We start from the raw sequence: 26214 nt of genomic DNA on the forward strand, positions 1-26214 counted from the left end.
GCTAAAAACGGAACCTATTGCTGTAACAGAGAAATAGCAGGAATATTTGTTAATGAAGGCGTGTTTTGGCAGAAAATGTTGTTAAAAAAGCCCGCATCAAGCGGGCTTGTTTTTTATCGTAACCATATAAAATGCTTATGGAATCATCGGTTCCAAGGCACTTTTTTGCTTGTTATCCGTGTTGAGATCACGTTTTTTGAGGGATTGTAAGCACGTTTTTAATGCGTTTAATTCCTCTTTATTGATAGTTTTCTTATCCGATGAGTATCGAGCTTTCATCTGATTTTCGACAAGAGTTCGGATATTTTCGCTATCAGGGTGGGAAGGGTTTTGTTTGATCCACTGCTGAAAATACGTCTGCAGTAAAATAGCCTGATCGTTCTCGACGGCATTGATCATCCCCTGAAGTGGGTCTGTGTCTGGTAACACTCGCATGGTTGGCGTCGCATGCTGTGCTAAGGCATGAGTCAGTGCAATGCGCTGAGTGCGTTCGCGCCACCATAATGCGGCAAAGCTTGCGGCTAGCAGTGCGAAAATACCACTGATCCAAGGCCAAATGCCGTGGGAGACTGGTGCGACTTCAGCAGCAGGAGCCACAGGTGCTGTGATGGCCGGTGTTGCCTGCGTTTGTGGCGCGACAACCAGTGAGGCATTGGCTTCACCCGGTTGAATATCTAAAGTCAAGCCGTCCACTTTCGTGGTTTGTTGTTTGGCCGTATTGGTATTCCACCAGTTAATCGACAATGCCGGTAAGGTTAATTTGCCTTCTGCGCGTGGAATGATCACTTGTTTAAGTGTCATGGTCGTGTAGTCGTCAACACTGCCATATTCTGGTTTTTCATCGTACACACGTACCGAAGACGGGTAGGTGAGGGTAATGTTCGGCATACTGCTTTGCTCTGCATTTTTGATGCGCAGTGTCAGGATGCGAGTGATCGGCTCGCCGACCTTCAAGCTTGAGGTTGTCGGTTCCCATTCTTGATCCAGTTGTAAATCTTCGGTTGGCAACCACAGCCCTTTGTAGTCGGCCGGTTTGCCTTTCACCATCAGAGTTTGATCGTCAGTTTGTTCTTCAAACGGAATACGTAATGTCGAACCAAATCCACGGTTGCCTTTCACTAAGGTGCCGTTGAACGTTGCACCACGCAGCAAGATTTTCCCTGCTTTGCTTGGTGTGATTTGGTAATCACGGGTAATGATCAAGTAGCGACGGCCGTTGATCACGCTTTCGAATTGACGATCATCGCCTACCTGTTTGACGTTCAAGCCATCACCAGAAGGGCCTTGTAGTGAGGCATCACTCATTTGCTCACCAATGCGCAGTCTGACGGTGTAGCGTAAGGTTTCCCCAATGTAGGCCGACTCTTTATCTAATGTCGCAGATAGCGCGATATTCGGTTTTGTGTCGACCGCAGCGCCGTTAGTGGCCGTTTTCAACACCTTAATGGTGATGGGATCCGTCTGCGTGGCACCAATCTTAAAACTCGGGATAGTAAAATCACCGACGGCTTTGGCGGCAAGTGCAACTGTCCACGTGGTATTACGGCTTACCACCCCGTTGATGAAGTTCTGGCCACTGCTGACCTGTGGTGATCCATAGTTAAAGTGATCGCCCAATACGGAGAGATCCAGCGCATTGGTATTGACGTTGTCGTCGATACTGACCTGCAATTGAAAGACCTCATTGACGCCAACAATGTTTTTCGACACGGTGGCGACGGCTTGAGCGGCCTGACTCGCCGCAGAAAAAAGCAATAGCATGCATGCAATGAGGGCCACAACAGGGGAGCCCCAGCGAGAGCATGTCGCTTGTGATGATGGGAATGTATTTAGTCGTGTCATTGTCTGATTACCATGAATTCTCTGTGTCCTGAGGGGCATCTTTTTGTCGTGCCTGCAGAATAATCTGGGCACGGATCAACTCCGCCGTATCATTGGGTACTTGCTCAAGTTTTTTCAAAACGGGATCACTGGCTGACGCGTTACTGTTACCGTCACCGCCTTCAGCCGCCGCAGAGGCATTCGCTTTATTCTCGTCACCTTTCTCGTTGTCGGACATTTTGGTCACGGAAGTGTGTGATGATTGGTCACTTTCTTCCTGTTTTTGTCCGTCTTTTTGTCCGGATTGTGAAGATGCGTGTTGTGGCTGTTTCATCGCATCATCCGTCCCTGATTGAGATTGCTGATCGCTCTTTCCTTTATCAGCATGTTGTGGGTTAGCGCCTGAAGGCTGCTGTTGCCCTTGTTGCTGTCCTTTTTGATTGTGGGACTGCTGCTGTTGTGAACCTTGCTCACCTTGAGGATCGTTATTGCTTTGAGATCCCGGGTGCTGCTGAGATTGTCCCGATGAGGATTGACCGTTTTGGTTTTGTCCTTGCTGGTTCTGGCTCTGTTGATTTTGTCCTTGTTGATTCTGTGATTGCTGGTCCTGTCCCTGTTGCGGGTTTTGGGACGACTTATCGCCTTGCTGTTGTTGCTGGTTTTGGCCGGCGTTATTTTGATTCTGCTGATTCTGCTGATTCTGCTGATTCTGCTGATTCTGCTGATTCTGCTGTTCTTGCTGCTTTTTCGCCGCTTCAACAACGCTGAGGTTCTTCTGGGCGTCTTTGTGTTCAGGTTGAGCATCCAGCACAGAGCGATAGGACTTTTCTGCTTCCTCTAATTGGCCGCTTTGGGCATACGCATTCCCCAAGTTATAGCGAGATTGCGCATCCTTCAGAGGCTTTAAGGTTTCGATAGCCTGTTCATAGTCACCCGCTTTGTATTCGGCCGCACCTTTCCAGGTAGGGGAGGTAAAGTGCTTAGCTGCTTCTGCAAATTCCCCTTTTTCGTAGAGTTCAAACCCCACGGTATCGTCATTGCTGAAGGGTTTTTTCCAATCGGCCGCATGCGCCATATCGACCGGCATTACCGTGATAAGTAGCGCTAACACAATGCCACGTTTAAAGCCAAACAGTGCCAATACCACAATGGGTAGCAGTAACCAGAAGCCGTTGTTAATGCGCTCTTCCAGTGTCTTCTTCTTATCCTTTTCAGCATCTGTGCTCGATTTGCTGGTGGCAGCAACAATTTGGTCAACATCACTGTTTGTGCCTTGCGCCAATTGCAAGATGCCCCCCGTTGATTGCGTCAACGGCAGCAAGTTGTCGATATCCAATTTGTCGACCACCGTGTTACCTTGCGGATCGGTGAGCAAGTTGCCTTCAGGCAGACGAATTGGCGCGCCCTGAGGTGTGCCGACCGCCAAAATAGAGACGCGGTATTCCGTGTTGGCTAATTCCGCTTGGCTTTTGGCTAATTCTTCATCATTGAGCCCATCGGTGATCAGGATAATGTCACCTTTTAGGTGACCGGCTTGTTTCAGCAAGTGAATAGCTTCTTGAATCCCGGCTGCGGCATTACTGCCTTGGAACGGCATAATTTCCGGTGATAGGGATGGGATAAGGTTCGCCAGTGTTTTGCTGTCTTCTGTTAATGGACTGATGGTGTAGCCATCAGCCGCATACGCGACCAATCCTGTGCTGCCTTCTTTCCAGCCCGGTAGCATATCCATTGCTTTAAAGCGCGCTTGAGTAAGGCGGTTAGGCGTCACGTCGGTCGCATACATCGACCGTGACATGTCCATTACCAGTACACGGGCATTGGATAGGCTATAAGCGGGTAGTGTGGTTTTTTGCCAACTTGGGCCAGCGAGGGCGATCACCATGCATAACCACAATACACTCAATCCAGGCAGGAAACGCTGGGTTTTCTGGCTGTGTTGAAAACCCAGTTTTGCCGCCAAATGGGGGGCGATAAGCCCTTGTTTGTGCTGACCCCGTCGTAGCCAAGGTAAGAATATGGCGAGCGGCAATAGCGCAAACAGCCACGCAGGGTAGAGAAATGTGAAACTAGCCATGACGTTTTCTCACGATAACAATAACGATGGACAGTAACAGCGCAAAGGCCAGTGGATACGGGAACCATTCTTCACGAGGACGCCAGGTTTGTTGGGCGTTATTGATGGGCTCCAACTGGTCAATCATTGCGTAAATCTGTTTTAGCTCTTGTGGGTTACGGGCGCGGAAATACTGGCCGCCAGTCATTTCAGCAATGCGGCGTAGCATATGTTCATCCAAGTCTTGTGACGGATTCACCGTGCGCGTAGAGAAGAATGTGCGTTGTTCCATCTCTTCTGCGCCGACACCGACGGTATAAATGGTCACATTGCTTTTCTGTGCCAGTTCAGCCGCCTCAAGGGGATCAATCACACCTGCCGTATTGGCCCCATCACTGAGCAAGATGATGACGCGCTGTGGCGCATCACTGTCGATGAAGGTTTTTGTTGCCACACCCAGACCTTCACCAATGGCGGTACTTTGGCCGATAAGCCCCAGTACCGTACGGTCAAGTTGCTGTTGTACCGTATTGCGGTCAAAGGTGAGTGGGGTTTGCAGATAACCGTGGTTGGCAAACAGTACTAACCCGAGGCGATCCCCTTTACGTTCACCAATAAAGTCATGCAGAACGTTTTTAACGGCCGTGAGGCGGTCAATGTGATCGCCATTGGTCGTTACCATGTCTTCCATTGACATTGAGCCGGATAAATCGACTGCAAGCATCATATCGCGGTGCTCAGGGCTGATTTCAATCGGATCGCCGTACCATACAGGTCGCGCACAGGCGACAACCAGTGCTATCCATGCGGCGGCCATCAACCCTATTAGCCAGCGACTTTTCTTCTGTTGTTGACCAAGGCCGGCAGGCAATTTAGGTAAGCGGATAGCTGCCGGTTGAATGGTCGGTTTACTGAGAAAATAGACCAAGAAAGGTAATGGCAGCAGGGCAAACGCCCATAACCAGGTAAATTCAAACATGACACATTGTCCTACTTATTCTGCTCATGCTGTACAAACTGTGCTTTTTTTATCCACACTTTGGCTTGTTGTAAGCAGGCTGCATATTGCTTTTCACTCAGTGGTGTCGGAGAAAACAGCCCTTGTTGCCATTCGCTAGAGAGCGCCATGAAACCGGTATGTTTCATCGGTAACTGAGCATCAAGGAACGATAGCCATTTTTCTCCCGTTAACCCAGCAACTTGCTGACGTGAACGGTAGGTCATCGCCATTTGGCGCAGCAGTTGGTTGAGTTCACCAAACTGATTAGGTTGCGTGAGCCGTTGTAATTGCAGAAGTGCTTCGCGGCGTGCCCGATTTTTTTGACGATGACGCCAAAGCCAATAGCCCAAAAATAAAGCGGCAATCACAGCGATCACCAGGCATACCCACCAGCCCCAGGCTAAAGGCCATAAGCCCGGAGCAGCAGGCAGATGAATGTCAGCCAGCGGCAATACGGGGGTTGTGGTTGCATCAGCCATGTGTGCCTCCTTGTGCACCCGCAAAACCCAATTGTTGCATCAGAGGCTGCGCAGCCGATAGCGAATGCAGTGGGATCGCCAGACGTTTACAGAAAGCATGCAAGAACTGTTGGTGGGATTGGTATTGTTGATTCAGGCCGTCACGAGTACGGGATGAGGAGAAATCCAGCCAGGTTGCCTGTTCATTATCCGTGACGTATTCGACACCTTTGAAGGTCGTTTGTCCTTGTTCCAGCGGGTCATACACTTGTACAAATTGAATACGGTTATGCTGGCGTAACTGACTTAAACGGCGCTGATCGGCGTCGTTCAGTTGATAAAAATCACTCAAAATCACAATTTCACTGCCTTTAGGACAGAGGTGATGCAAGTGTTTGAGCGCATCGGCAAACGGTAAACTCGCCACAGGTGATGCCTGTTCGTTGTTTGTGATGGCTTGGTGAGCCGCAATCATGGCATTGATGACGTTCAATGGCCCTTGCTGACGACCCGTAGGCTTACAATCAACCAAAGTATGCCCGTCATAGATAATAGCCCCGATACGGTCTTTTTCACTGATCGCCAGCCAACTGAGCAAACTGGCAAAATGCGCCGCTTGCACAGATTTGAGCATCAATTGAGAGCCGAAACACATGCTGGCATTGAGATCAATGAGCAGCATGACCGGTTGTTCGCGTTCTTCGGTGAACAATTTCGTGTGGGTTTTACCGGTACGGGCGGTAACGCGCCAATCAATAGCGCGAATATCGTCCCCGGGTTGATAAGGGCGCACTTCGGAAAAGTTCATGCCCCGACCTTTACGGCGACTCTGATGCTGGCCATTAAGCTGTGACCAAACACTCTGCGCTGGCGGTAGCCAGCGCACGGATTGATTTTTGTATTGCAACAGCTCAGCCAGACACAAATTGACGCCATCACTGTGTAGAGGCAGTGCTGGAATCGTTGTCTGTGTTGTCATGCGCATGCTACCTGTGCAATCAGATGTTCAATAATGGTATCCGCTGCGATACCTTCTGCTTGCGCTTCATAGCTGCGCAATAGGCGGTGACGCAGTACCGGGTACGCCATGTGTTGAACATCTTCAGGCGTGACATAATCACGACCGCACAACCATGCATGGGCACGCGCACAGCGATCCAATGCCAATGTGGCACGAGGGCTGACACCCATTTGTAGCCAACCCGCTAATTGTTCGCTGTAACGGTTCGGTTCACGGGTCGCCATGACCAAACGAATGATGTATTGCTCCACATCTTCCGCCATGTGAATGGTCAGCACTTCTTTACGGGCGGTGAAAATCTCTTGCTGGGTAATGTGTACCGATTCTGTCGGCGCGACGCCCAACGCTTCGCCTCGGTTCAAGCGCAGAATTTCCAACTCACTGGCCGCATCCGGGTAATCCACATTGAGTTGCAGTAAGAAACGGTCTAGCTGCGCTTCAGGAAGCGGATAGGTCCCTTCTTGTTCAATCGGGTTCTGGGTCGCCATCACCAAAAACAGATCCGGCAGTGGGTAGGTGTTTTTACCCGCCGTGATTTGTTTCTCTGCCATCGCTTCTAGCATCGCTGCCTGCACTTTTGCCGGTGCACGGTTAATTTCATCGGCCAGTAGTAGGGCGTTAAAGATGGGCCCCGGCTGGAAGGTAAATTCACCGGTTTCCGGGCGGTAGATATCGGTACCGGTTAAGTCAGCCGGCAAGAGATCTGGCGTGAACTGAATACGGTGGAACTGTCCTTCAATACAATCAGACAAGACTTTTACAGCACGGGTTTTTGCTAACCCCGGAGGCCCTTCAACAAGGATGTGACCATCTGCCAGTAAGGCAATCATTAACTGTTTAACAAGATCAGGCTGACCAATAACCTGAGAATTCAGGTATGTCTGAAGGCGTTGGAATGTAGATGTCAACATGGATGGAATGTGTCCTTTAATGAAACAGTCAAGAAAACAATAGACCTAACGTATCTCAAGGAGGGGTGCTAAGCGAGCATCAGTGATGAATGAAGCACAGCGTAACTATGCTCAATCATAGTGCGACAGCACACGGCTTGAGTCACCTTGGGTATATGGACTGTCAGACTTATTCAAAAGGGTTTAGTTCACATTCTTGTGGTGAAGGGTGTTTGATTGGCTGTTTTTTAGGCGAAGACAACAGTTACGCATACATAGAGAAAAACTATTTGTGTCTACCATGTCACATTTTGCAACATTGCCTACGACGCCTGATCGCTGATGTGCAGTGAAAAAGAGGAAGAAACATCGTTTTATTAGCAACATTGATAGCAATATATTGCACCTAAATAACACGGATAAATACCCCAATCCCTCCTATTGTGATTATGCTTAATTGTTTACTTTTTGCGCTACCTCTATGATTTATAAGCATTAACCAATTCACCCATTCTCACTTTATAAAAATCAACAATATTGACACATTTGAATGTTGTGCATGTTGCAAAATGTAAATGTGATTCTATGCAGGAATATTGGTATGACCTTGAATGCTTTGTGTTGATATTAATATGTGCATGTGTTCTTATAATATTTGTGAAACGTAACAGTCACCTAAGTGACTTTATCGCTCGCTAGGATGCAATTAAAAGAAACAAATGAACGAATATACGTTCAGGTTGGTTAGTGACTTTTATGATTCAGGTATCAATAACCTGTTGAAAAATGAAAGTCATGTCGTTATCGCGATGAAATGGAGTCTTCTGAGATGAGTAAAAATGCATTAGTAACTGGTGCGAAGGGTGGTATTGGTTCATCAATCACAAAAGGATTAGTGGATGCTGGGTATCGTGTTATTGCCACGTATTACCCAAGTGGTGAAGCAAAAGCTAAAGAATGGTTTAAAGAGAATAATTATTCAGAAGATCAGGTTCGTCTTTTCCCGCTGGATGTTACAGACGCGGCATACTGCCAGGAAGCGCTTGCAACATTATTGCAGGAAGAAGGTAACATTGATGTGCTAGTAAATAACGCAGGTATTACGCGTGATACAACGTTTAAGCGTATGACAAAAGAACAATGGGATGAGGTGATTACCACCAACCTCAACAGCTTGTTTAACGTGACGCAACCTCTGTTTGCTGCAATGTGTGAGCGTGGTAATGCGCGCATTATCAATATCTCTTCAGTGAACGGGCTGAAAGGCCAGTTTGGTCAGGCCAACTATTCTGCGGCGAAAGCGGGCATGATTGGTTTCACCAAAGCCTTGGCAGCAGAAGGTGCGCGTTCTGGCGTAACCGTTAATGCGATTGCACCGGGATACACAGGGACACCAATGGTTGAAGCCATCAAGCCAGAAGTGCTTGATAGCATTAAAGCCGAAATTCCAATGAAACGTCTTGCTGCACCAGCGGAAGTGGCAGCAGCCGTAACATTCCTAGCAAGCGACGCAGCGGCTTATATCACGGGCGAAACATTGTCTGTGAACGGCGGTTTGTACATGCACTAATGCCTGTACGTGACTGAATTGAGCTTAAAAATAGAAACGATTGATTGATCTTGTAAGGACGCAAAACATCATGACTAAAGTGTATATTGTCGCTGCAAAACGTACTCCTCTAGGTAGCTTTAACGGTGCATTGAAATCCGTGCCTGCGGCACAACTGGCAGCAGTAGCCATTAAAGGTGCCTTAGCCGATGCCAAACTGGATCCGGCGAACCTGGACGAAGTGATTCTGGGTAACGTGGTTGGCGCAGGCCAAGGTATGGGCCCAGGTCGTCAAGCTGCTATCTATGCAGGTATCCCTCAAGAAGTACCAGCCTACAGCCTGAACATGGTGTGTGGCTCTGGTATGAAAGCCGTGATGGATGCGGCTGCGCACATCAAAGCTGGCGATGCTGACCTTGTTGTGGCGGCGGGCGCCGAAAACATGTCTCAAATTCCATTCTGTGCTTCATCTGCAATTCGTGATGGTCAAAAAATGGGTAACCTGGAACTGGCTGACCTGTTGATTTCTGACGGTTTGACGGATGTCTTCAATAACTACCACATGGGCGTGACGGCAGAAAACGTGGTCGAAAAAGTCGGCCTAACCCGTGAGCAGCAAGACAACTTTGCCCTGGCGAGCCAGCAAAAAGCGGTCGCGGCGATTGAGCAAGGTAAGTTTGTTGATGAAATCGCACCGGTTGAAGTGGTTTCTCGTCGTGAAACGAAAGTGGTGGATACAGACGAATATCCAAAAGCGGATGCAAGCATTGAAGGTCTGGCGAAACTTCGCCCGGCGTTTAAGCGTGAGGGTGGCTCGGTAACGGCCGGTAATGCATCAGGCATCAATGACGGTGCAAGTGCCATCATCGTGGCATCAGAAGCTGCTGTGGCCAAATATGGCCTGACGCCGCTGGCAGAAGTTGAAAGCTATGCACAAGCGGGTGTAGCACCGGAAGTGATGGGCTTAGGTCCTGTTCCTGCTGTCATTAAAGCGCTGGATAAAGCCAACCTGAAACTAGACGAAGTTGGTCTATTTGAATTTAACGAAGCGTTTGCGGGTCAAGCTTTGGGCGTACTGCACGAGCTGGCCGACGAACTGAATGTAAAAGTTGAAGATATTGCGGAGCGTTCAAACGTGAACGGTGGCGCGATTGCCCTGGGTCACCCGCTGGGTGCATCAGGTAACCGTATTCTGGTTAGCCTCCTTCATGAAATGCGCCGCCGTGGTACAGAGCATGGCCTCGCGACCTTGTGTGTAGGTGGCGGTATGGGTACAGCAGTTGTATTAAAACGTGTTTAATTTCATCGGTATTGTGCCTGAATGTTGAAAACAGGCACGCGTAATATTACTTACTACTAAGGAAAAAAGTTATGTATACGGAAATGTTCAAGTCTTTCTCTGAGCAGACTGAAAAATCACTTGCACCATACGTGAAATTCAACAAGCTTTTCACTAAAAATGTTGAAGAGCTAACTGAGCTTCAATTGGCTGCGGTACGTGCTTACACAGACCTAGGTCTATCTCAGTTGAAAGCCGTGAGCGAAGTAAAAGACGTACAGTCATTTGCTGAGTTCAACAGCCAGCAGCTTGAAACGTTGACTAAGCTATCTCAGCAACTGATTGACGACAGCAACAAGTTCACTGCTGTTGCTCAAAGCTTCAAAACAGAAGTTGAAGAGCTAGTGGCTGAGAACGTAAAACAAGCGACGCCAGCTTAAGTTAAATGACCACATAGCCGCCCCAGCCTTGGGGCGGCTTTATTAGTCCTAATATAGAGGTCATTGTAATGAACCATAACTTCTTTTCGGACTACTTTGCCAAGCTCCACGAAATGAACCAAATGTGGTGGAAGGAGTTGGATTCCGGCAAGGCAGCCATCAACAGTCCCTTAAATAAAGCGCTTAATGAACTGAGCCTTGAGGACACCTCAAAGCTATTAGAAAAAGCGGCAGCGCAGCCAGCTGTTCTTGCTAAAGTGCAAATGGACTGGTGGGATAATCAATTTAAGATTTGGCAAAGTGTCGCCATGAATAATGGTGGCGGCAATGAAGTCATTAAGCCTGAAAAAGATGATAAACGCTTCATGGACCCAGCTTGGGACAATGAAGCGTTTTACAGTTATATCAAACAGTCTTATTTGCTTTTTAGCAATAAGATGAAAGAAACCATCGACTGTATTGATGGCATTGATGAGAACGCCAAAGAGCGTTTGAGTTTCTTCTCTCGACAAGCCATTAACGCCTTATCACCAACCAACTTTGTTACCACCAACCCTGAGTTGGCGAAGTTAACGATGGAAAGTAACGGCCAGAACTTGGTGAAAGGGATGGAGTTGCTACAGCAAGACATGCAGTCGAGTGCGGATGTATTGAAAATCCGTATGACCAACGACGGTGCCTTCCATCTTGGTGAAAACGTAGCGAACACTCCAGGGGATGTGATTTACAAAAACCATCTCTTTGAGTTGATTCAATACAAGCCAGTCACAGAGAAAGTTAACGCGACGCCACTGCTGATCGTGCCGCCGTTTATCAATAAATACTACATTCTGGATCTTCGTGAGAAGAACTCAATGGTGCGCTGGCTGGTAGAGCAGGGTCACACCGTATTTATGATGTCTTGGCGTAATCCTGATGCCAGCATGTTTGACATCGACTTTGATGATTACGTGGTAGACGGTGTTGTAAAAGCCGTTGATGTTGTGGAAGAAGTCACAGGCGAGAAGCAAATCAATGCGGCGGGTTACTGCATCGGCGGTACGCTGTTGGCGATTGCTCTGGCGTACTATTCCGCGAAGCGTATGCGTAGCCGTATTAAGTCAGCGACGTTCTTCACGACTATTTTGGACTTCTCTCAGCCGGGTGAAATTGGTGCGTACATCAATGATCCGATCATTTCGGCCATTGAAGCGCAGAATGAAGCCAAAGGGTACATGGATGGCCGCTCACTGAGCGTGACATTCAGCTTGCTGCGTGAAAACAGCCTGTACTGGAACTACTACATCAACAACTATCTGAAGGGTAACAGCCCGATTGATTTTGATTTGTTGTATTGGAATGGCGACAGTACAAACGTAGCCGTAGCGTGTCACAGCACTTTGCTGCGTCAGTTCTACCTGGAAAACCGTTTGATTGATCCGAAAGGGTACAAGATTAATGGTGTGTATATTGATCTGTCTAAGATCAAGATCCCAACCTACTTTATCTCTACTCAAGAAGATCACATTGCCTTGTGGCAGGGTACGTACCGTGGTGCGAAGACTCTGAGCGGGAAATCTACATTCGTATTGGGCGAATCAGGCCATATTGCAGGTATCGTGAACCATCCTGCGAAAAACAAATATGGTTTCTGGACAAACGATAAGAATGTGGCAGACCCAGAAGCATGGCTAAAAGGTGCCAAGCGTGAGGAAGGTTCATGGTGGGGACACTGGAACAACTGGTTAGCCGGGTTTGAAGAGGCGGAAGCCGTTGAACCACGCCAGGCAGGCAGCGAGCAGTATCCTGTTCGTGAAGCCGCACCAGGTGGTTATGTTCTACAAAAGCTACCAATTGAAGTGTCTAACGCGCTGATCCCTAAAGTAGAAAAAGCCGTTTGATTCGAGTGAATTGACAGCCATTCTTTCCGAGATGAGATCGATCAAAAACCAGTGCCCGTCACTGGTTTTTTTATGCCTAAAGAATGAGGCGAAGAGGTTTTTTCAATATGAATCGTTGCCCTGACACGCATGGTTAACGATGAATCGTCTTAACATGCTCGACGAGTCGCATTCAAACACAAGGTAGGGTTCAGCACAGCCAGTGTGAATGGAAGGGGGTTAGGGCATGCATTTAACCAAGGTGAAGTTCAATAAGCTAAGGTAAAGCTGGTGGCTCAGAATGATAAAGCCGTTGGATTAGGGATGAATAATACAGAATCAGGTTGCCCAAATGGCTTCTGTCCAGAAACGTGTTTGCTATGATGGATTTTCGTACAATTCATATTGTAAAGTATTCGTTACCTTTCTGGCCTGAAATGCAACCAAATTAGTCATCAAATTCACAATCTAGGCTAAGTAGTATTTTTAGGTCCTCTCCTAGTTCTAATCTTTCTATACCCTTTCTCATTTTTCTCATTTCAGCTTGCTGTAATTTAATACATTTCTTTTCTTCAATAGCGATTCTTTTAATTTTATCAAACCCATTTTCACTCAAATTAAAATCTCTGTACCAACTAAGGCAAACTTTACCAAAAAATTTTCTTGAATACGGACCAACAGACTTTGCTAACTCTTTATAAGATGAGAGTATTAGTTTAATATCATTATCACTATAATCAACGGGGTTTATTTCAATAAATTCACATAGAAGCTTATAATCTCTGACTAAGCAAATGTTAAAAATATATTTTTTAAAAAAATCAGTGTCTGATTTACATGTGCCATTAAGTAAAGTGAAGTAATCTTTTTTTGATTTCTTTGTAAAGTCATAGCCATTTAGGATGTATAAACGTCCAATAATATTATTCAAATTGGTCTTGAGTGATTTTTTTAATCGTTTCTTATAACTTAAGTACGTAGTATTAAAAAATACATCTTCTTTCAAGGGAGATGAGAAATCAGACCAACGCATTGGATGGCATCTTAATGAGGAACCAAATAGGTGCTTTGTTGTTTGGTGGTACTTTTCACAACTAAAGTACAAAAACTTATCAATATGAGGTTCGGATTTATCATTTGAAGTATAAGGACTATTCAAATATTTATTTAACTCTGAGGCTACCCTACTTATATCATCTATTTTGTAATTATGTAACCAAATCGACAACTTATATGAATTTATTAAATCATCGAAATATGATATATCATCTAACACAATAGTTTCATTTTTAAAAGGGGATATGGATATTAGATAGTTAAAGTAACTAATAATATCAACTTTTATTTTTTCATTCGAACAATAATTTGAATACAATGAATTAAATCCAAGCAAATCATCTTCGCGTGAATTATTACTCTTTAATATAGCGATAGCATGTATGAGGTTTGATTTCACCTTTTTATCTATTGATTTTGAAAAATACCCTTGTTCGTGAAGATAAAATAAAAATTTTATAGGGGCCTCATAATTGACGTTTTTCACTTTTAATCCTTAGTTATCTATTGAAAAACCTTAGTCACAAAAATGTATAAGGAATGATATTTATAATTACTTTACTGTTATGACATAATAAAAGCTATTTGAAATTTAAACCAGTGTGATCTTGCGCATTATCAGTGTTGAGTATGGAGGTATATTTGAGATAATTAGTTAGTTTACCTTTAGACATAAATGTCCTATGACATTTTCTCTTTAGCTGTTGAGTTAGATTAGATAAATATAGAATATTTATCTAAACATCCCATGGTGTCAGATCATTTAACGCACTGTGTGGTCGTTATCGAAATATCAAACGTTCCCTTAGCAATTCCTGCGGTTACCCAGCGTAACCAATGAGATAAAGACTCAGCACGTATAGTGACACCTTCGGGTGTCATTTTTGTTTGCTCATAAAGCCGCCAATATTTCCTCATCATATTTATGAATCGTTGCCAGAGATAGCGATTTTGCAACCCATCTTGCCATATATTTTTTCATATGAACTGGATGGATGTCGTGCTTATTCGTAACACGGAAATGTCCAGTTATGCGTCACGATGCCCGCAGATCGACTTACGATTTAGTCGTGACTTACCCGTGAATAGATAAGATCGTGTATAAACCACGACACATAAATTAAAGCGAAACGATAAAAAAGCAGCCGGAGAGGGTCACTCAACCGGCTGAAAGGAAACCAAAAGGTAGGTTAGTTCGGAGTGCGCTGCTGTCTGATGGAGCAGCGCTTTTTTTACGATGTAGCTTGTTTTTCGATAACACGTTCGTTTCACGCTTTCGCTGTGTTGTCACAGCAATGGCGCTTGTTAGGCAGCTGTACTGGCTGGGTACAGATCCGCTGGGACAGCCATTGCCGTCAGGTTTGGCGAAATGATCAGTTCTGCTTCAGTGGCCGCTTGAATCTCATCTAGAGTTACGCCCGGTGCCAATTCTGTCAGCATCATGCCTTCAGGAGTGATTTCAATCACGCCAAACTCCGTAATAATCAAATCCACTTGATTGGCAGCGGTCAGTGGCAAATTACATTCTTTCAGCAGTTTTGGCTGGCCTTTGACTGTGTGCTCCATGGCAACAATCACTTTCTTTGCCCCCACCACGAGATCCATCGCGCCGCCCATGCCTGGTACCATTTTGCCAGGGATGATCCAGTTCGCCAGATTACCGTGCTGGTCAACCTGTAGCGCACCCAGTACAGTCACATCCACATGGCCACCACGGATGATGGTGAAGGAATCTGCACTGTTGAAGTAGCACGCACCCGTAATTGCCGTGATAGGCTGACCACCCGCATTCACCAAATCAGGGTCGCGGTTTTCTTCGGTCGCCATAGCACCGATGCCGATCAGGCCATTTTCTGATTGCAGTAAAATCTCAATGTCGCTGCTGGTTTCATTCGCTACCAGAGAGGGCAGGCCGATACCCAAGTTAACGACGTCGCCATCTTTCAGTTCTTGTGCCACACGCCAAGCGATCATGCGACGAATAACGTTTTTGTCTCGAATAATAGCCATGATTACGCTCCTTGATAGATGTGATTCACGAATAGGCCAGGGGTGTGGACGCATTCCGGTTCAATGTCACCGGTATTGACCAGTTTTTCTGCTTCGACGACAACAATGTCTGCTGCCGTTGCCATCATTGGGTTAAAGTTTTGCGTGGTGCGCTTGTAGAACACGTTGCCTTTGTGGTCGACAATCGAACCACGGATGAAGGCCAAATCTGCACGCAACGGTTTTTCTAACAGGAAGTCTTTGCCATCAATGTTGATGACTTGTTTGCCTTCCGCCACCATGGTGCCAAGGCCGGTCGGTGTCAGTACGCCACCTAAGCCCGCGCCGCCTGCACGAATGCGCTCTGCCAGTGTGCCTTGTGGGACCAATTCCACTTCCAGTTCGCCGCTGTTCATCAGTGCGCCCGTTTCAGGGTTGGTACCAATGTGCGACGCAAACAGTTTACGAATACGTTTTGCGCGGATCAGGCGGCCAGATCCGGTTTCAGGGGTGCCGGTATCGGTGCTGATCAACGTCAGGTTTTTCACCCCAGATTCCAAAATGATGTCGATAAGCCCTTCTGGGGCACCGGTTGCCATGAAGCCGCCGATCATAATGGTCATGTCATCACGAAGTAGCCCAGCGATGTCTTGGGCAGTAATCATTTTTTTCATAGTCAATACTCCTTTTATGCTGCATCGCAACGACGAAGAATCACGGCGGTACCCATGCCACCCCCAATACACAGGGAGGCTAGGCCAAAGGTATGTTCAGCGCGGTGCATCTCATAAATCAAACTGGTCAAAATGCGGTTTCCTGATGCCCCCAACGGGTGACCAAGGGCAATAGCACCACCATTGAAATTGGTGTGCGCGGCAAGCCATTCTGGATCCACATCGTGTTGTTCACATAATCCTTTCATCACGCCCAATGCTTGTGCGGCAAAGGCTTCATTCAATTCCAGACACGTGATGTCTTGCAGGGCGAGGTTGGTTATTTCCAATGCATTGGCGATAGCCGGTACAGGCCCAAGCCCCATCACTTTTGGTGATACGCCAGCCTGACCACAGGCAACGATTTCTGCCAATGGGCGTAAGTTATGGCGTTTAACGGCTGCCGCAGAGGCCAAAATCAATGCTGATGCGCCATCATTGATACCGGAGGCATTACCCGCCGTGACCGTCCCGTCTTTATTGAAGGCAGGGCGCAGTGCTTGCAGTTTTTCTAATGTGGCATCGGCTTTCGGGTATTCATCCAACTCAACCGTGTATTGCTGACGACGGAAATCGACGTTTACTGGTTCAATTTCGTCTTTGAAGCCGTGGGCTTGCATGGCTGCAACCGCTTTTTGTTGGCTTGCCAGCGCAAAGGCATCTTGGGCTTCACGGCTGATACCGTGCAGTTCCGCAATATTTTCAGCCGTGATCCCCATGTGGTACTGATTAAACACATCGGTCAGGCCGTCTTTGATGATGGAGTCTTCAAACATTTGATGACCCATTTTCACGCCTTGACGCAATTGGTTAGAGGAAATGAAAGGTGCCTGAGACATGCTTTCCATCCCGCACGCCACAATGATGTCGGCTTCACCGGCACGAATATGGCTGACAGCGTCCATCACGGTTTTCATGCCACTGCCACAAATCATGTTCAGGGTGTAAGCCGGTACCGTTTCAGGGATGCCTGCCAGAATCGCCGCCTGACGACCCGGGCCCATGCCAATGCCAGCACTCAGCACGTTCCCTGCAATCACCTCATCAATTAAGTCTGGCGACAGCTCACACTGGTTAAGTGCGGCTTTGATTGCGGTGGCACCCAGTTGTGGTGCAGAGACTGGGGCAAGAGCGCCATTGAAATTGCCAATTGGAGTGCGCTTAGCGGCAACGATATATACGGATTCCATACTACATCCTGTAACAAGTTAACGAAGTTGCATTCAGTCTACGGATTCTGTTTGAGGAAGTGTTATAGCCAAACTTTCAAATCAGATTTGCGTAAATGCAAAAATAGGATGAGGGGTAAATCACGCTCTGTTTTCTTTTTCAGGCTTACTCTTGGTGTATTGCCGCAGTACGAGCAGATCAGTCATTTAATTGCACTTTCAATTAAGAAAGGGGAAATACCATGAGTTATATACTTGCTTGCGCGCCTTGTTGCTGGGGCGTTGAATCAACAGATAACCCGCATAACCCAGATTGGATCACTGTATTGTCGGAAACCCGCAAGGCCGGGTATTTCGGAACAGAGTTAGGGCCGTTTGGCTTTTTCCCATTAGATGCCGATATGATCAATACGGCGCTCTACCTGAAAGAATTAGAAGTGTGCGCGGGGACGTTGTTTGAACCTCTGTCAGAGCCGCATGCTTATCAAGAAATTATTCATAAAACCAAACGCTTGTGTGGTTTGCTGGAACAAATTGGCTGCGAGCGTTTGGTGGTGATTGATTGCGTGAATGACATCCGAAGCCAGTGTGCGGGGAATTCGGCATTAGCGCCTCGCCTCGATGATCAACGCTGGTCGCACATGATGGATACCATCCGCCAGATCAGCGCCATTGCGGCGCAGCATAATATTCGCGCGGTGGTGCATCCTCATGCTGGTGGGTATATCGAATATCAGGATGAACTCGATCGTTTATTAGCAGATTTACCCGTAGACGACATCGGCCTCTGTCTGGATACCGGCCATTTATATTATGCCGGCATGGATCCGGCACAAAGCCTGATTGATTATGCCGACCGTTTAGAATACGTGCACTTTAAAGATGTGAATAAACAACGCCTTGAAGCTGCAATTACCCAGCAGGTGGGATTTTGGCAGGCGTGTGCAGACGGCGTGATGTGTCCGATTGGGCAAGGGGCCATCGATTATCAGCAGGTCATGGCCGCATTATCGCAAATTGGCTATCACGGCTGGATCACCATCGAGCAAGAGCGCGATCCTCGCCATGCCGATACCACGCTGCAAGACATCATGCAAAGTCGCCAGTTTTTAATTGATAACGGTTTAACGCTGTAACCCTAGCGGTGAACCTCACCATATTTGAAGTTGATTGATTTAAGGATGTAGTCATGAATATGAAGGTAGCTTGTGCCCCTTGTTGCTGGGGAGTGGAACCGTCTGAACTCAGTGTGAATCCAAGCTGGGGGCGGATTTTAGTGGAAGCGCGTGAAGCGGGGTACGAAGGTATCGAACTGGGGCCGATCGGGTATTTCCCCGATGATCCTGAGTTGCTGAAAAGTGCTTTGCGAGTGCGTGGTTTGCGGGCGTGTGCGGGTAACTTACATGAAGCGTTCAGTGATCCGTCTGCACGTCAGCGAATTGTGGAAAAAGCGGAAAAAGAAGTGCGACGACTCGTTGCTATTGGGGTCGACAAGCTACTGATCATGGATGCCAAGAATACCGTGCGTGATGCGTATGTCGGGCAAAGTGTGATTGCACCGCGTCTGAACCGTGAAAGCATGGCTGCGATGATTGCTACCATTTTAGAAGTGGTAGCGCTGGCTGAACAGCAGGGGATCCGTGTGCTGTTACACCCAAGCTCTGGGGGCTATGTCGCGTTTGAAGATGAGATTGCCGCTGTGATGAATGCCATTCCGGCCAATAAGTTGGGATTGTGTTTGGATGTCGGTCATCTCTACATCGACGGTATGCAGCCAGAAGTGATGCTACGCCGCTACGCTAACCGTTTAGAGCATGTGCATGTTAAAGACATTGATGCGCAGCAATTGCATCAGGTTCGCCGTGATCGCTGCGGGATCCATCAGGCTTACAGCCAGTCACTGACGCGTCCGCTCGGGCAGGGCAGCATTAAGCTGAACGAGATTTGGCGTCTGTTGAAAGAGATGAACTACCAAGGCTGGCTGGTGGTTGAGCAGGAACATCCTGTTTCGGCAATCGAGACCGTGAAGCAGGATCTGGCTAAGAGCAGAACCTATCTGTCTGACTGCGGTGTGTAATCATCATGGTGGTCAGTGACCCTTGGTTTTATATCATGGCGATCCCTGCTGTGTTGATCTACGGGATCGGTAAAGGAGGATTAGGAGGCGCGTTGGGGATCATTGCTGTGCCGTTAATGGCCATGGTGGTGTCCCCCACGCAAGCGGCAGCGATTTTGCTGCCGATCCTCTGCGTAATGGATGCGTTTGCGGTGAAGCAGCATTATCAGAATGCGGAGTATTCCATCCTAAAACAAATGTTGCCGGGTTCATTGTTAGGGGTTTTTCTGGCGGGCGTGTTTCTTAGCGTGACGCCAGAAGCCGGCCTGAAATTACTCATTGGAGGATTATCACTGCTCTTTTGTGTGCAGTATCTGTTTCAGCAGGGCGATCCTGCACCGAAAAAGCCCGGCGGCATCAGTGCCTGGTGGTGGAGTGGGCTAGGCGGTTTTTCAAGTACTGCCATCCATGCCGGTGGAGGTCCTGCCAGTATCTACTTGTTACCGTTGAAACTTGAAAAGGTCACACTTATCGCCACGATGGCGGTGTTGTTTGCCATTATCAACCTGTTCAAATTGATCCCGTATACCTTACTGGGTGAGTTTGATCGTACCAACTTACTGACTGCGCTGATGCTCATGCCATTGGCGCCAGTCGGGGTGTACATGGGGGTATGGCTGCTTCATCGCGTCAGTCAGGTATGGGTGTATCGCTTGTGTTATTTCTTTTTGTTTGTCTCTGGCACCAAGCTCTTCATTGAAGGTGTCGCGGTTCATATTTAGTGACTCTCCGAGTCTTATGCGTAGTGTGTTGGCTTGAGTGGTGTTCTTCATTGCTCAAGCCTTTTTTATGTTAGTACGGTTTTCGCTTAGCTTGATTTTTTAGTTATGAGCTTTTGCACGGGCCATCTGTCAAATTTCGCAACCAACAGAATTAAAGTTTGATAAGAAATATCATTTATATGTGGTAGTAGCGAAGCGATAGAAAGAGAGCTCTTCGATAATAAACTGATTGCTTATGTTTATTGGCGTGGGGAGGTAGAGGTGTAAACAGAAAGTGTCAACTAATAGGTGGTGGTTAAGCACTAACACGATTGGATGAATTCCTTTGGAGGATGGTATCTTTGGTTTATATGCTTAAGGGGAATTTGCACGATTATTACCTATGTCAGTGCTAATCATCATCGATATTAGACTTACTGTGAAAAGGTTTCTTTAATCAAAAATTTCATACGTTTACGTGAAAAAAAATTGCGATAAATTGGTTTATGCATTAATTTGCCGTGGCTCGAAAAAATTTGATAAATCCCCGCCCATTTTGCATTGCAAGGAAGATAATTTTGAATCAAACCCGCACGGTCAAAGAGCTTAATGAGCTCATTGATACATTAGTGGAGTCTGTTCAGTCATCAAAGCAAGAAGCGGCTGAAATCGAAAAGATCAAAGCCGGACTAGAACAACATCAAGCACGACTTCAACGTTGTAAAAATGAAGCTGTAAATATTAGCGACCGAATTATTGAGAATGAGATTCCTGTTGTAGCTAAAAACAGCTTATTTGATGTTCAAAATCTTGTTAACCACCAAGGTTTGATTGAGCCTGACTCACAGCAAACTCAATATGAGACTGCAAAAGCTCATTTCTTACAAGCTGCAGTGGCACTGAAAGATAAACAGAGCGCAATGGTTGATGCAGATGTTGCCGTTAAGAATAAAGTGAAAGAAATTTATTCAATGCAACAAAAGCTTAAGCGAGAGGCGGAAGAACGTGAAAAAGAAGCTAAGGAACTGGCATTTAAGCGTAAGAAAGCATTGAAAAACAAATTGCTTTATACATCGCTGTTTATTGTTGCAGTGGCTGCGTTTATTAGTTTGCAGATGAGATAATAGTATGACTTCACTTGGTGACATGGTTAAAGAGCGTAAGCAACTAGAGAAAAAGGCGTTTGAGGAAGCTGAAAAAGAACTAATTGCGAGTGGTTCAACAACAACGCTTGAAGGCGTCAAAGAGGCTGCACAAAATGCGCAAAATGCATACAAGCAAGAGAAAGTACATTGCGAACAAGCGTATGAGAATCTGCTGGCTAGTGCAGAAGTTTGTGCGCAGACATTGCCAGCGCGTTTTGAACCGCATTTTGAGCAAGCGAAGCTAAAACAAACCAAATTAAGTAATGAGATCTCTGAACTTCTTGCACAGCTTCATCCAGCACTGCATCAAGATTTGAATAATGTTGACTGGAAAAAATACACATTTGAAGAGCAATTAATTCCTGATCAAATCCTAGTGGGTTTCCACGACTTCAAACTACCTAATGGTAACGATATTGAATTACCTGCTTTCCTGCCTTTTATGGATACAGCGAATTGCTTTGTATTGGCATCGAGTGAAAGCAATGACAAGATTGACGCTCTTCATAATATAGTGCTGAGGTTGAATGCGCACCTGCCATACACGAGTCAGTATTGTCTACTTGATCCTGCAAATAGTGGCCGTACCTTTTTGTATCAAAAGAACATCCCGCATAAGCGATTGATTGAAAAGGACATATCTCGTGTGCTTGAAGAGATCGAAGACGATTCTTTACGTATTAGACAAACGTATTTAGATCAATCCACCAAGCGGCTACAAGATGTGGATGAAAACATTCGCAGTAACGAGCGGTTTGAGTTTATCGTTGCGGCAAACTTCCCGAGTGGTTACGACCGTCGTGCAATCGAATTGTTGGCATCGATTGCTAATAATGCAACCGATACCGGTAAATACGTTTTCTTGCATTTAGATTGTGAGCAGAACTATCCCAATGGCACATCATTGAATATGTTTAAATCGTGCGTTGATTTTTCAGTTGAGCATGATGAGAATCGTTTTATTCAAACGTGGTCGGGGTACGCCATAGAAGATGAAACCATCGAAGCTTTTTTTGACAGCCTTTCTAAAGCCAAACCGCAAGAGCGAAAATTAGCATTTAGTGATGTGGTGGATACGCAAAGCTTATGGTTAGGTGATGCGACTCGCGAACTTCGATCATCTATTGGTGGCTCAGGCTCAAAACGTAATGATCTGGAAATCTGGTTTGGTGAGAGTAAGGATGGTCGTAACTCGGCGCATGGTATGTTGGGTGCGACAACAGGTGCGGGTAAGTCTTACTTATACCATGCCTTCATTATGGGCTTAGCATGCCGATACTCGCCGGAAGAACTTCAGTTCTATTTGATTGATGGCAAGCAGGGTGTTGAATTCCAGTCGTACCCTAAACTGCCTCACGCCAAAGTAGTGTCATTAAAAACCTCTCCACAGCTTGCACGGAGTGTAGTTGCTGAGCTGGTTGAAGAAATGGAACGTCGCAATGAAATGTTCCAATCCTTGGGTGTTACCAACTTTACTGGCTATCGTGATGCGGGCTCACCAAACGGTAAGCTACCCCGTGTCATGCTTATCGTGGATGAGTATCAAGTTCTCTTTGAAGACGATCGCGATGGCGTAGGCTCTGAACTGATGTACAAATTGGCCGCTCAAGCGCGAAGTGCTGGTATTCATATGTTTGTGGGCTCTCAGCGCTTTGGTGTGCCTGGTATGCAAAAGCAACAGCATATCTTCGGTAACATCCACCTACGTGTGGGTATGAAAATGACGGCGGCAGATGTTACTGCACTTCAAGAGTTTGGTCACAACGGCAAGCGTCTTCTTCGTGCGTGTAAAGAACCAGGTCAGGCAGTTGTAAATGATGGCGCAGGTGATGATGAACGCAACGTAGCGGGTCGCGTAGCCTTCCTAGATAACGACACGCGCGTTGGATTAATTGATTACCTGTCAGAGCAATGGCAAGAAGCTGCATCGCTGTCGGCACCAAAACGCGCTATTTTGCTTGATGGTTCGGGTCAGCCTGAAATTCTGGCTAACTCGCAGCTTAACGCGCTTATCGGAAAAACAATGCGTCCAAGCCAATCTGAATGGCTGGATTTTGCATCTAGAGAAGCTTATCAGCAAGGCTTGGGTGAGAAAGAGTGGTACCCAATTGAATCACCATCGGTATTTTGGATGGGGCAGGAACTCAATATTCACGGCCATGCGCGCACTATTTTGCGTCGTCGACCGCACGAACATTTACTGATTGTGGGTGATAGCAACGAAGCCCGTTTGGGTATGCTGGGCTATTTCGTCGCGCAACTTCCCCTCAACTTCCGCAATGAAAGCATGCACGCAGTGGTGTACGACCGCAGCGTCAAAGGTTCACCTTGGTATGGCGTGATGGCGGCGAGTGCAATGCCGAACTCTAATGTGGAAATCATCGAAAAAGGCAGTGAGTTTGATGAAGCTCTTGATCAGCTTATTGTTGAATTTGAGCGACGTCGACAATTGGACGAAGACGATGTGGCTGACCAGCCGTCTTTATTTGTTGTGCTAAACGAAGTTCAACGTGCGACTGAGCTTCAAATGCAAGCTGGTCGATTTGGTGTCAGTGAGCCGTCCGCCGCGACAGCAAAACTCGTCACGCTTTTAGAAAGTGGGTCTGAACTGGGCATTCATGTGATTTTGGCAGTAGATAGCATGCGTGCATTGCAGAAAGTCTTGGGTCGTAACGATATTGAAAGCTTCCGCCACAAAGTCGCGTTGCAAATGTCGGAAGATGACAGCTTTGCCTTGCTGAAAATGCGCCATGCCGCACAGTTGCAACTGGAAGGTAAAGAGCCAATCAATGCTCTGTATATCGACCAGATGCAAAGCCGTCCGCTGCACTTCAAACCATACTGCTATCGCGATATGGACAAGTATCAGTCAGATATTGCCGTCTTGAACGAACGTTATGCAATGTGGAGATAATTTACAATGTCTCTAGATGACGTTGAAGTGCAGATGAAGCACTACATCGACAGTTTGGAAGAATTCAGAGAAGTACTGTTTAAGCGACAGCTTCAATGGTTTGAACTAGTCGAACAACAGCTCGATCTAATGACTCCTGATAAACGGCGCGAAATTGCGCCGTATATTAGCGAGTTCAACGAAGATTTGGCGCAACTTAATACATTGATTCCAAATATCTCTGAACCGCTTAATCATCGTTTGGTGTTATTAAGGAGATACCTCAATGACGACTAAACATGTTGGCGATAAGCAGCTAATGGATGAAATGTTAGCTGAGTTAAATGTGTTGGAAAAAACACTTCAGGATAGCTTTGTTGATGTTCAGAGCCGGTGGAATGGGTTAAGAGAGTGTTATTTAGGCTATGGCGCAGATGAAGCAGAATCGCAATACTTGCAACTTGCTGGTTGGAAGAGTGCGCTTGAAGATAGCATTGATTTGTTACGAAACTCGCACCTGCGTGACGATGAACAAGTATCTTCTTCAGCCGATAATCAAGCAGCAGAAGAGGTAAATGCATGATCCCCATTTTGCTGATTAGTCAGTTCCAAGAGCTTAACTATCACACCGAGCAATGCCTTTACTTTTTCCAGCAGTACATCGATGGCATCCATCAGATGCATTATGTTGCATTAGAGCACACGGAACGCGCGGCCGTTGACTTAAGTGCCAACGAAGAGCGCCTTCGTGAACGCGAAAAGCTAAGCCGCCAGTTGCGTGAAACGTTACTGAAAACGCAACGTGTCAACCAGTTGAAGCGTGAAAATGGTGAAAACCGTCTGAACTTTTCGCATGACCTAGAGAGGGCTGCAGCCGATAAACTCAATAATTGGGAAAACCAGTTAAAGAAAGCTATTGCATGGAGAAATGCAGCGGAAATCCAATGGAGTACGACAGTTCGTGACCTACAGTGTGCGGCGAGTGCACTTGCGCAAGCAGAAGCGGAACTTCGCGCAGCTGTAACGGCACTAGAGATAAAGAAGCAGCAGTATACTATCGTCAATACTTACGATAGCGATGGAAATGTGACAGGCACTAAGCGAGTGTATGCTGATACTTCAGCCGAAAGGGCCGCAGTAATGTCGGCTAAAAGAGCCGTTGATTCTTGCATGGTCGAATATCATCGGGCTCAAGAAGCTGAAGCGACAGCACGAGCTAACTTTGATAGAGCGATTGAACAAGTTTCCGGTAGTAATTGCGCTGTTGCTAATGCGAAAGAAGCAGTTGAACTCACTAATGAGCAAACCGACCGCGCACAAGGTGCGCTTAATCGTTTTAACGAAGAGCGTGATGCACTTAATACGATGTCTGAAATCCTCGATGAAATGGATTCAACGCTAGAAGCATGGACACAACTTGTGGATTCGTTGTCGCAATCACTCTCTACGCTTAATCACTGTAACGACACCGAGAGAGAGCATATCCGTAGAATTGATTTCCAACGTGATGATGTTGAATCCCACGGTTATCTGCTTCGTGGAAGCCTAGAGCGTAAAACAGAATTGCTGCAGGCCTTTGATATGCCATTGGCACAGAAGTAAGGAAGAGCATGCCAAGTTTTGACCCACCGTACTACCAGAAACTTAGAGATGACCAACAAGATGATCTGGATGGCTTAGCTCGTCACCTCGCCAACTATGGGGACTCGCTTGCGAATATCCATAGTGTTTGGCGTGATCAGGCGGCACAACGCGTAAGTCAACGGTATATCCGTGAATTGCAAAATAGCCAAGAAAGTCTGCACACCGATTTAACGAAGCACCTTGAGAGTACCGTAGAGAAGCAAAGTTTGTTCAATAGCCTGATGTCAGAGCTATTGCAAAGCTATGAATGTCAAGACAGGTACGATGAATTGCACGAAACGCTTCAACAGACAGATACGGAAAGAGATAAGGCGGAAAGAAAAGGCTTGGTGATGGAAACGGAGTATAACACTCACCAGCCGGATACTGAGCATTGTCTTAGCACTATTGATACCCACATTAGACCTATTTAAGA

Annotated in this window: 23 protein-coding genes; 13 read left to right on the top strand and 10 right to left on the bottom strand. The window is 46.6% G+C overall.

What is annotated here, in order from left to right; all coding sequences use genetic code 11:
* Positions 1-135 precede the first annotated feature (135 nt).
* The 6 genes from ABT58_RS05430 to ABT58_RS05455 are packed head-to-tail and all read right to left on the bottom strand — an operon-like array spanning position 136 to position 7267.
* The gene (locus ABT58_RS05430; RefSeq protein WP_082210969.1) at positions 136-1842 is read right to left on the bottom strand and encodes a BatD family protein; all 1707 of its coding nucleotides are present in this window, start codon (positions 1840-1842) and stop codon (positions 136-138) included.
* Between the two features lie 7 nt (positions 1843-1849).
* Positions 1850-3898: a VWA domain-containing protein gene (locus ABT58_RS05435; RefSeq protein WP_047873312.1), complete on the bottom strand. Its 2049-nt coding sequence runs from the start codon at positions 3896-3898 to the stop codon at positions 1850-1852.
* Positions 3891-4856 (bottom strand): vWA domain-containing protein, encoded by a 966-nt coding sequence (locus tag ABT58_RS05440; protein ID WP_047873313.1) that lies wholly within the window; start codon positions 4854-4856, stop codon positions 3891-3893. The genes ABT58_RS05435 and ABT58_RS05440 overlap by 8 nt, the downstream gene beginning before the upstream one ends.
* Before the next feature lie 11 nt (positions 4857-4867).
* Positions 4868-5356 carry a DUF4381 domain-containing protein gene (locus tag ABT58_RS05445; RefSeq protein WP_047873314.1) on the bottom strand — a complete coding sequence of 163 codons (489 nt, stop codon included), beginning with the start codon at positions 5354-5356 and terminating at the stop codon, positions 4868-4870.
* A complete protein-coding gene (locus ABT58_RS05450) occupies positions 5349-6314 on the bottom strand; it encodes a DUF58 domain-containing protein (RefSeq protein WP_047873627.1) in 966 nt (321 codons plus the stop codon). The genes ABT58_RS05445 and ABT58_RS05450 overlap by 8 nt, the downstream gene beginning before the upstream one ends.
* Positions 6311-7267 (bottom strand): AAA family ATPase, encoded by a 957-nt coding sequence (locus ABT58_RS05455; RefSeq protein WP_047873315.1) that lies wholly within the window; start codon positions 7265-7267, stop codon positions 6311-6313. The genes ABT58_RS05450 and ABT58_RS05455 overlap by 4 nt, the downstream gene beginning before the upstream one ends.
* An 808-nt stretch (positions 7268-8075) precedes the next feature.
* Here ABT58_RS05455 and ABT58_RS05460 point away from each other — a divergent pair.
* The 4 genes from ABT58_RS05460 (at position 8076) to phaC (ending at position 12394) form a co-directional block, all read left to right on the top strand.
* Entirely contained in the window at positions 8076-8816 is a 741-nt protein-coding gene (locus ABT58_RS05460; RefSeq protein ID WP_047873316.1) for an SDR family oxidoreductase, read from the top strand.
* A 70-nt stretch (positions 8817-8886) separates the two neighbouring features.
* On the top strand, positions 8887-10095 hold the full coding sequence (locus tag ABT58_RS05465; RefSeq protein ID WP_047873317.1) for an acetyl-CoA C-acetyltransferase: 1209 nt from the start codon (positions 8887-8889) through the stop codon (positions 10093-10095).
* 71 nt (positions 10096-10166) lie between these two features.
* Entirely contained in the window at positions 10167-10514 is a 348-nt protein-coding gene (locus tag ABT58_RS05470; RefSeq protein ID WP_047873318.1) for a phasin family protein, read from the top strand.
* Positions 10515-10582: 68 nt separating this feature from the next.
* Positions 10583-12394, top strand: coding sequence for a class I poly(R)-hydroxyalkanoic acid synthase (gene phaC, locus ABT58_RS05475; RefSeq protein ID WP_047873319.1), 1812 nt, complete (start codon positions 10583-10585; stop codon positions 12392-12394).
* A 427-nt stretch (positions 12395-12821) separates the two neighbouring features.
* On the opposite strand, the gene ABT58_RS05480 is transcribed toward phaC, so the two are convergent.
* The 4 genes from ABT58_RS05480 to ABT58_RS05495 all read right to left on the bottom strand — a co-directional run bounded on the left by ABT58_RS05480 (position 12822) and on the right by ABT58_RS05495 (position 17321).
* Entirely contained in the window at positions 12822-13916 is a 1095-nt protein-coding gene (locus ABT58_RS05480) for a hypothetical protein (RefSeq protein ID WP_047873320.1), read from the bottom strand.
* An 818-nt stretch (positions 13917-14734) separates the two neighbouring features.
* Positions 14735-15439, bottom strand: coding sequence for a 3-oxoacid CoA-transferase subunit B (locus ABT58_RS05485; protein WP_047873321.1), 705 nt, complete (start codon positions 15437-15439; stop codon positions 14735-14737).
* Between the two features lie 2 nt (positions 15440-15441).
* The gene (locus ABT58_RS05490) at positions 15442-16092 is read right to left on the bottom strand and encodes a CoA transferase subunit A (protein WP_047873322.1); all 651 of its coding nucleotides are present in this window, start codon (positions 16090-16092) and stop codon (positions 15442-15444) included.
* A 14-nt stretch (positions 16093-16106) separates the two neighbouring features.
* Positions 16107-17321: an acetyl-CoA C-acetyltransferase gene (locus tag ABT58_RS05495; RefSeq protein WP_047873323.1), complete on the bottom strand. Its 1215-nt coding sequence runs from the start codon at positions 17319-17321 to the stop codon at positions 16107-16109.
* A gap of 221 nt (positions 17322-17542) precedes the next feature.
* Here ABT58_RS05495 and ABT58_RS05500 point away from each other — a divergent pair, with 221 nt between their 5' ends.
* The 9 genes from ABT58_RS05500 to ABT58_RS05540 all read left to right on the top strand — a co-directional run bounded on the left by ABT58_RS05500 (position 17543) and on the right by ABT58_RS05540 (position 26212).
* The gene (locus ABT58_RS05500) at positions 17543-18436 is read left to right on the top strand and encodes a TIM barrel protein (RefSeq protein WP_047873324.1); all 894 of its coding nucleotides are present in this window, start codon (positions 17543-17545) and stop codon (positions 18434-18436) included.
* 53 nt (positions 18437-18489) lie between these two features.
* A complete protein-coding gene (locus ABT58_RS05505) occupies positions 18490-19377 on the top strand; it encodes a sugar phosphate isomerase/epimerase family protein (protein ID WP_047873325.1) in 888 nt (295 codons plus the stop codon).
* A gap of 5 nt (positions 19378-19382) precedes the next feature.
* Positions 19383-20138, top strand: a complete 756-nt coding sequence (locus ABT58_RS05510) for a sulfite exporter TauE/SafE family protein (RefSeq protein ID WP_189595443.1) — start codon at positions 19383-19385, stop codon at positions 20136-20138.
* A 557-nt stretch (positions 20139-20695) separates the two neighbouring features.
* Positions 20696-21241 carry a hypothetical protein gene (locus tag ABT58_RS05515; RefSeq protein ID WP_047873326.1) on the top strand — a complete coding sequence of 182 codons (546 nt, stop codon included), beginning with the start codon at positions 20696-20698 and terminating at the stop codon, positions 21239-21241.
* A 4-nt stretch (positions 21242-21245) separates the two neighbouring features.
* Positions 21246-24176 (top strand): FtsK/SpoIIIE domain-containing protein, encoded by a 2931-nt coding sequence (locus ABT58_RS05520; protein ID WP_053062982.1) that lies wholly within the window; start codon positions 21246-21248, stop codon positions 24174-24176.
* Between the two features lie 6 nt (positions 24177-24182).
* Positions 24183-24452 carry a hypothetical protein gene (locus tag ABT58_RS05525; protein ID WP_047873327.1) on the top strand — a complete coding sequence of 90 codons (270 nt, stop codon included), beginning with the start codon at positions 24183-24185 and terminating at the stop codon, positions 24450-24452.
* The gene (locus tag ABT58_RS05530) at positions 24442-24738 is read left to right on the top strand and encodes a hypothetical protein (protein ID WP_047873328.1); all 297 of its coding nucleotides are present in this window, start codon (positions 24442-24444) and stop codon (positions 24736-24738) included. The genes ABT58_RS05525 and ABT58_RS05530 overlap by 11 nt, the downstream gene beginning before the upstream one ends.
* Entirely contained in the window at positions 24735-25757 is a 1023-nt protein-coding gene (locus tag ABT58_RS05535) for a hypothetical protein (RefSeq protein WP_047873329.1), read from the top strand. Before ABT58_RS05530 ends, ABT58_RS05535 begins: the two co-directional genes overlap by 4 nt.
* A gap of 8 nt (positions 25758-25765) precedes the next feature.
* Entirely contained in the window at positions 25766-26212 is a 447-nt protein-coding gene (locus tag ABT58_RS05540) for a hypothetical protein (RefSeq protein ID WP_047873330.1), read from the top strand.
* Positions 26213-26214 lie beyond the last annotated feature (2 nt).

This window comes from Photobacterium aphoticum, from assembly GCF_001029435.1.
GTDB classification, from domain to species: Bacteria; Pseudomonadota; Gammaproteobacteria; order Enterobacterales; family Vibrionaceae; genus Photobacterium; species Photobacterium aphoticum.

Coding starts and splice junctions, on each gene's coding strand:
- ABT58_RS05430 (WP_082210969.1), bottom strand. CDS start 1,842: ATGACACGACTAAATACATTCCCATCATCACAAGCGACATGCTCTCGC.
- ABT58_RS05435 (WP_047873312.1), bottom strand. CDS start 3,898: ATGGCTAGTTTCACATTTCTCTACCCTGCGTGGCTGTTTGCGCTATTG.
- ABT58_RS05440 (WP_047873313.1), bottom strand. CDS start 4,856: ATGTTTGAATTTACCTGGTTATGGGCGTTTGCCCTGCTGCCATTACCT.
- ABT58_RS05445 (WP_047873314.1), bottom strand. CDS start 5,356: ATGGCTGATGCAACCACAACCCCCGTATTGCCGCTGGCTGACATTCAT.
- ABT58_RS05450 (WP_047873627.1), bottom strand. CDS start 6,314: ATGACAACACAGACAACGATTCCAGCACTGCCTCTACACAGTGATGGC.
- ABT58_RS05455 (WP_047873315.1), bottom strand. CDS start 7,267: ATGTTGACATCTACATTCCAACGCCTTCAGACATACCTGAATTCTCAG.
- ABT58_RS05460 (WP_047873316.1), top strand. CDS start 8,076: ATGAGTAAAAATGCATTAGTAACTGGTGCGAAGGGTGGTATTGGTTCA.
- ABT58_RS05465 (WP_047873317.1), top strand. CDS start 8,887: ATGACTAAAGTGTATATTGTCGCTGCAAAACGTACTCCTCTAGGTAGC.
- ABT58_RS05470 (WP_047873318.1), top strand. CDS start 10,167: ATGTATACGGAAATGTTCAAGTCTTTCTCTGAGCAGACTGAAAAATCA.
- phaC (WP_047873319.1), top strand. CDS start 10,583: ATGAACCATAACTTCTTTTCGGACTACTTTGCCAAGCTCCACGAAATG.
- ABT58_RS05485 (WP_047873321.1), bottom strand. CDS start 15,439: ATGGCTATTATTCGAGACAAAAACGTTATTCGTCGCATGATCGCTTGG.
- ABT58_RS05490 (WP_047873322.1), bottom strand. CDS start 16,092: ATGAAAAAAATGATTACTGCCCAAGACATCGCTGGGCTACTTCGTGAT.
- ABT58_RS05495 (WP_047873323.1), bottom strand. CDS start 17,321: ATGGAATCCGTATATATCGTTGCCGCTAAGCGCACTCCAATTGGCAAT.
- ABT58_RS05500 (WP_047873324.1), top strand. CDS start 17,543: ATGAGTTATATACTTGCTTGCGCGCCTTGTTGCTGGGGCGTTGAATCA.
- ABT58_RS05505 (WP_047873325.1), top strand. CDS start 18,490: ATGAATATGAAGGTAGCTTGTGCCCCTTGTTGCTGGGGAGTGGAACCG.
- ABT58_RS05510 (WP_189595443.1), top strand. CDS start 19,383: ATGGTGGTCAGTGACCCTTGGTTTTATATCATGGCGATCCCTGCTGTG.
- ABT58_RS05520 (WP_053062982.1), top strand. CDS start 21,246: ATGACTTCACTTGGTGACATGGTTAAAGAGCGTAAGCAACTAGAGAAA.
- ABT58_RS05525 (WP_047873327.1), top strand. CDS start 24,183: ATGTCTCTAGATGACGTTGAAGTGCAGATGAAGCACTACATCGACAGT.
- ABT58_RS05530 (WP_047873328.1), top strand. CDS start 24,442: ATGACGACTAAACATGTTGGCGATAAGCAGCTAATGGATGAAATGTTA.
- ABT58_RS05535 (WP_047873329.1), top strand. CDS start 24,735: ATGATCCCCATTTTGCTGATTAGTCAGTTCCAAGAGCTTAACTATCAC.
- ABT58_RS05540 (WP_047873330.1), top strand. CDS start 25,766: ATGCCAAGTTTTGACCCACCGTACTACCAGAAACTTAGAGATGACCAA.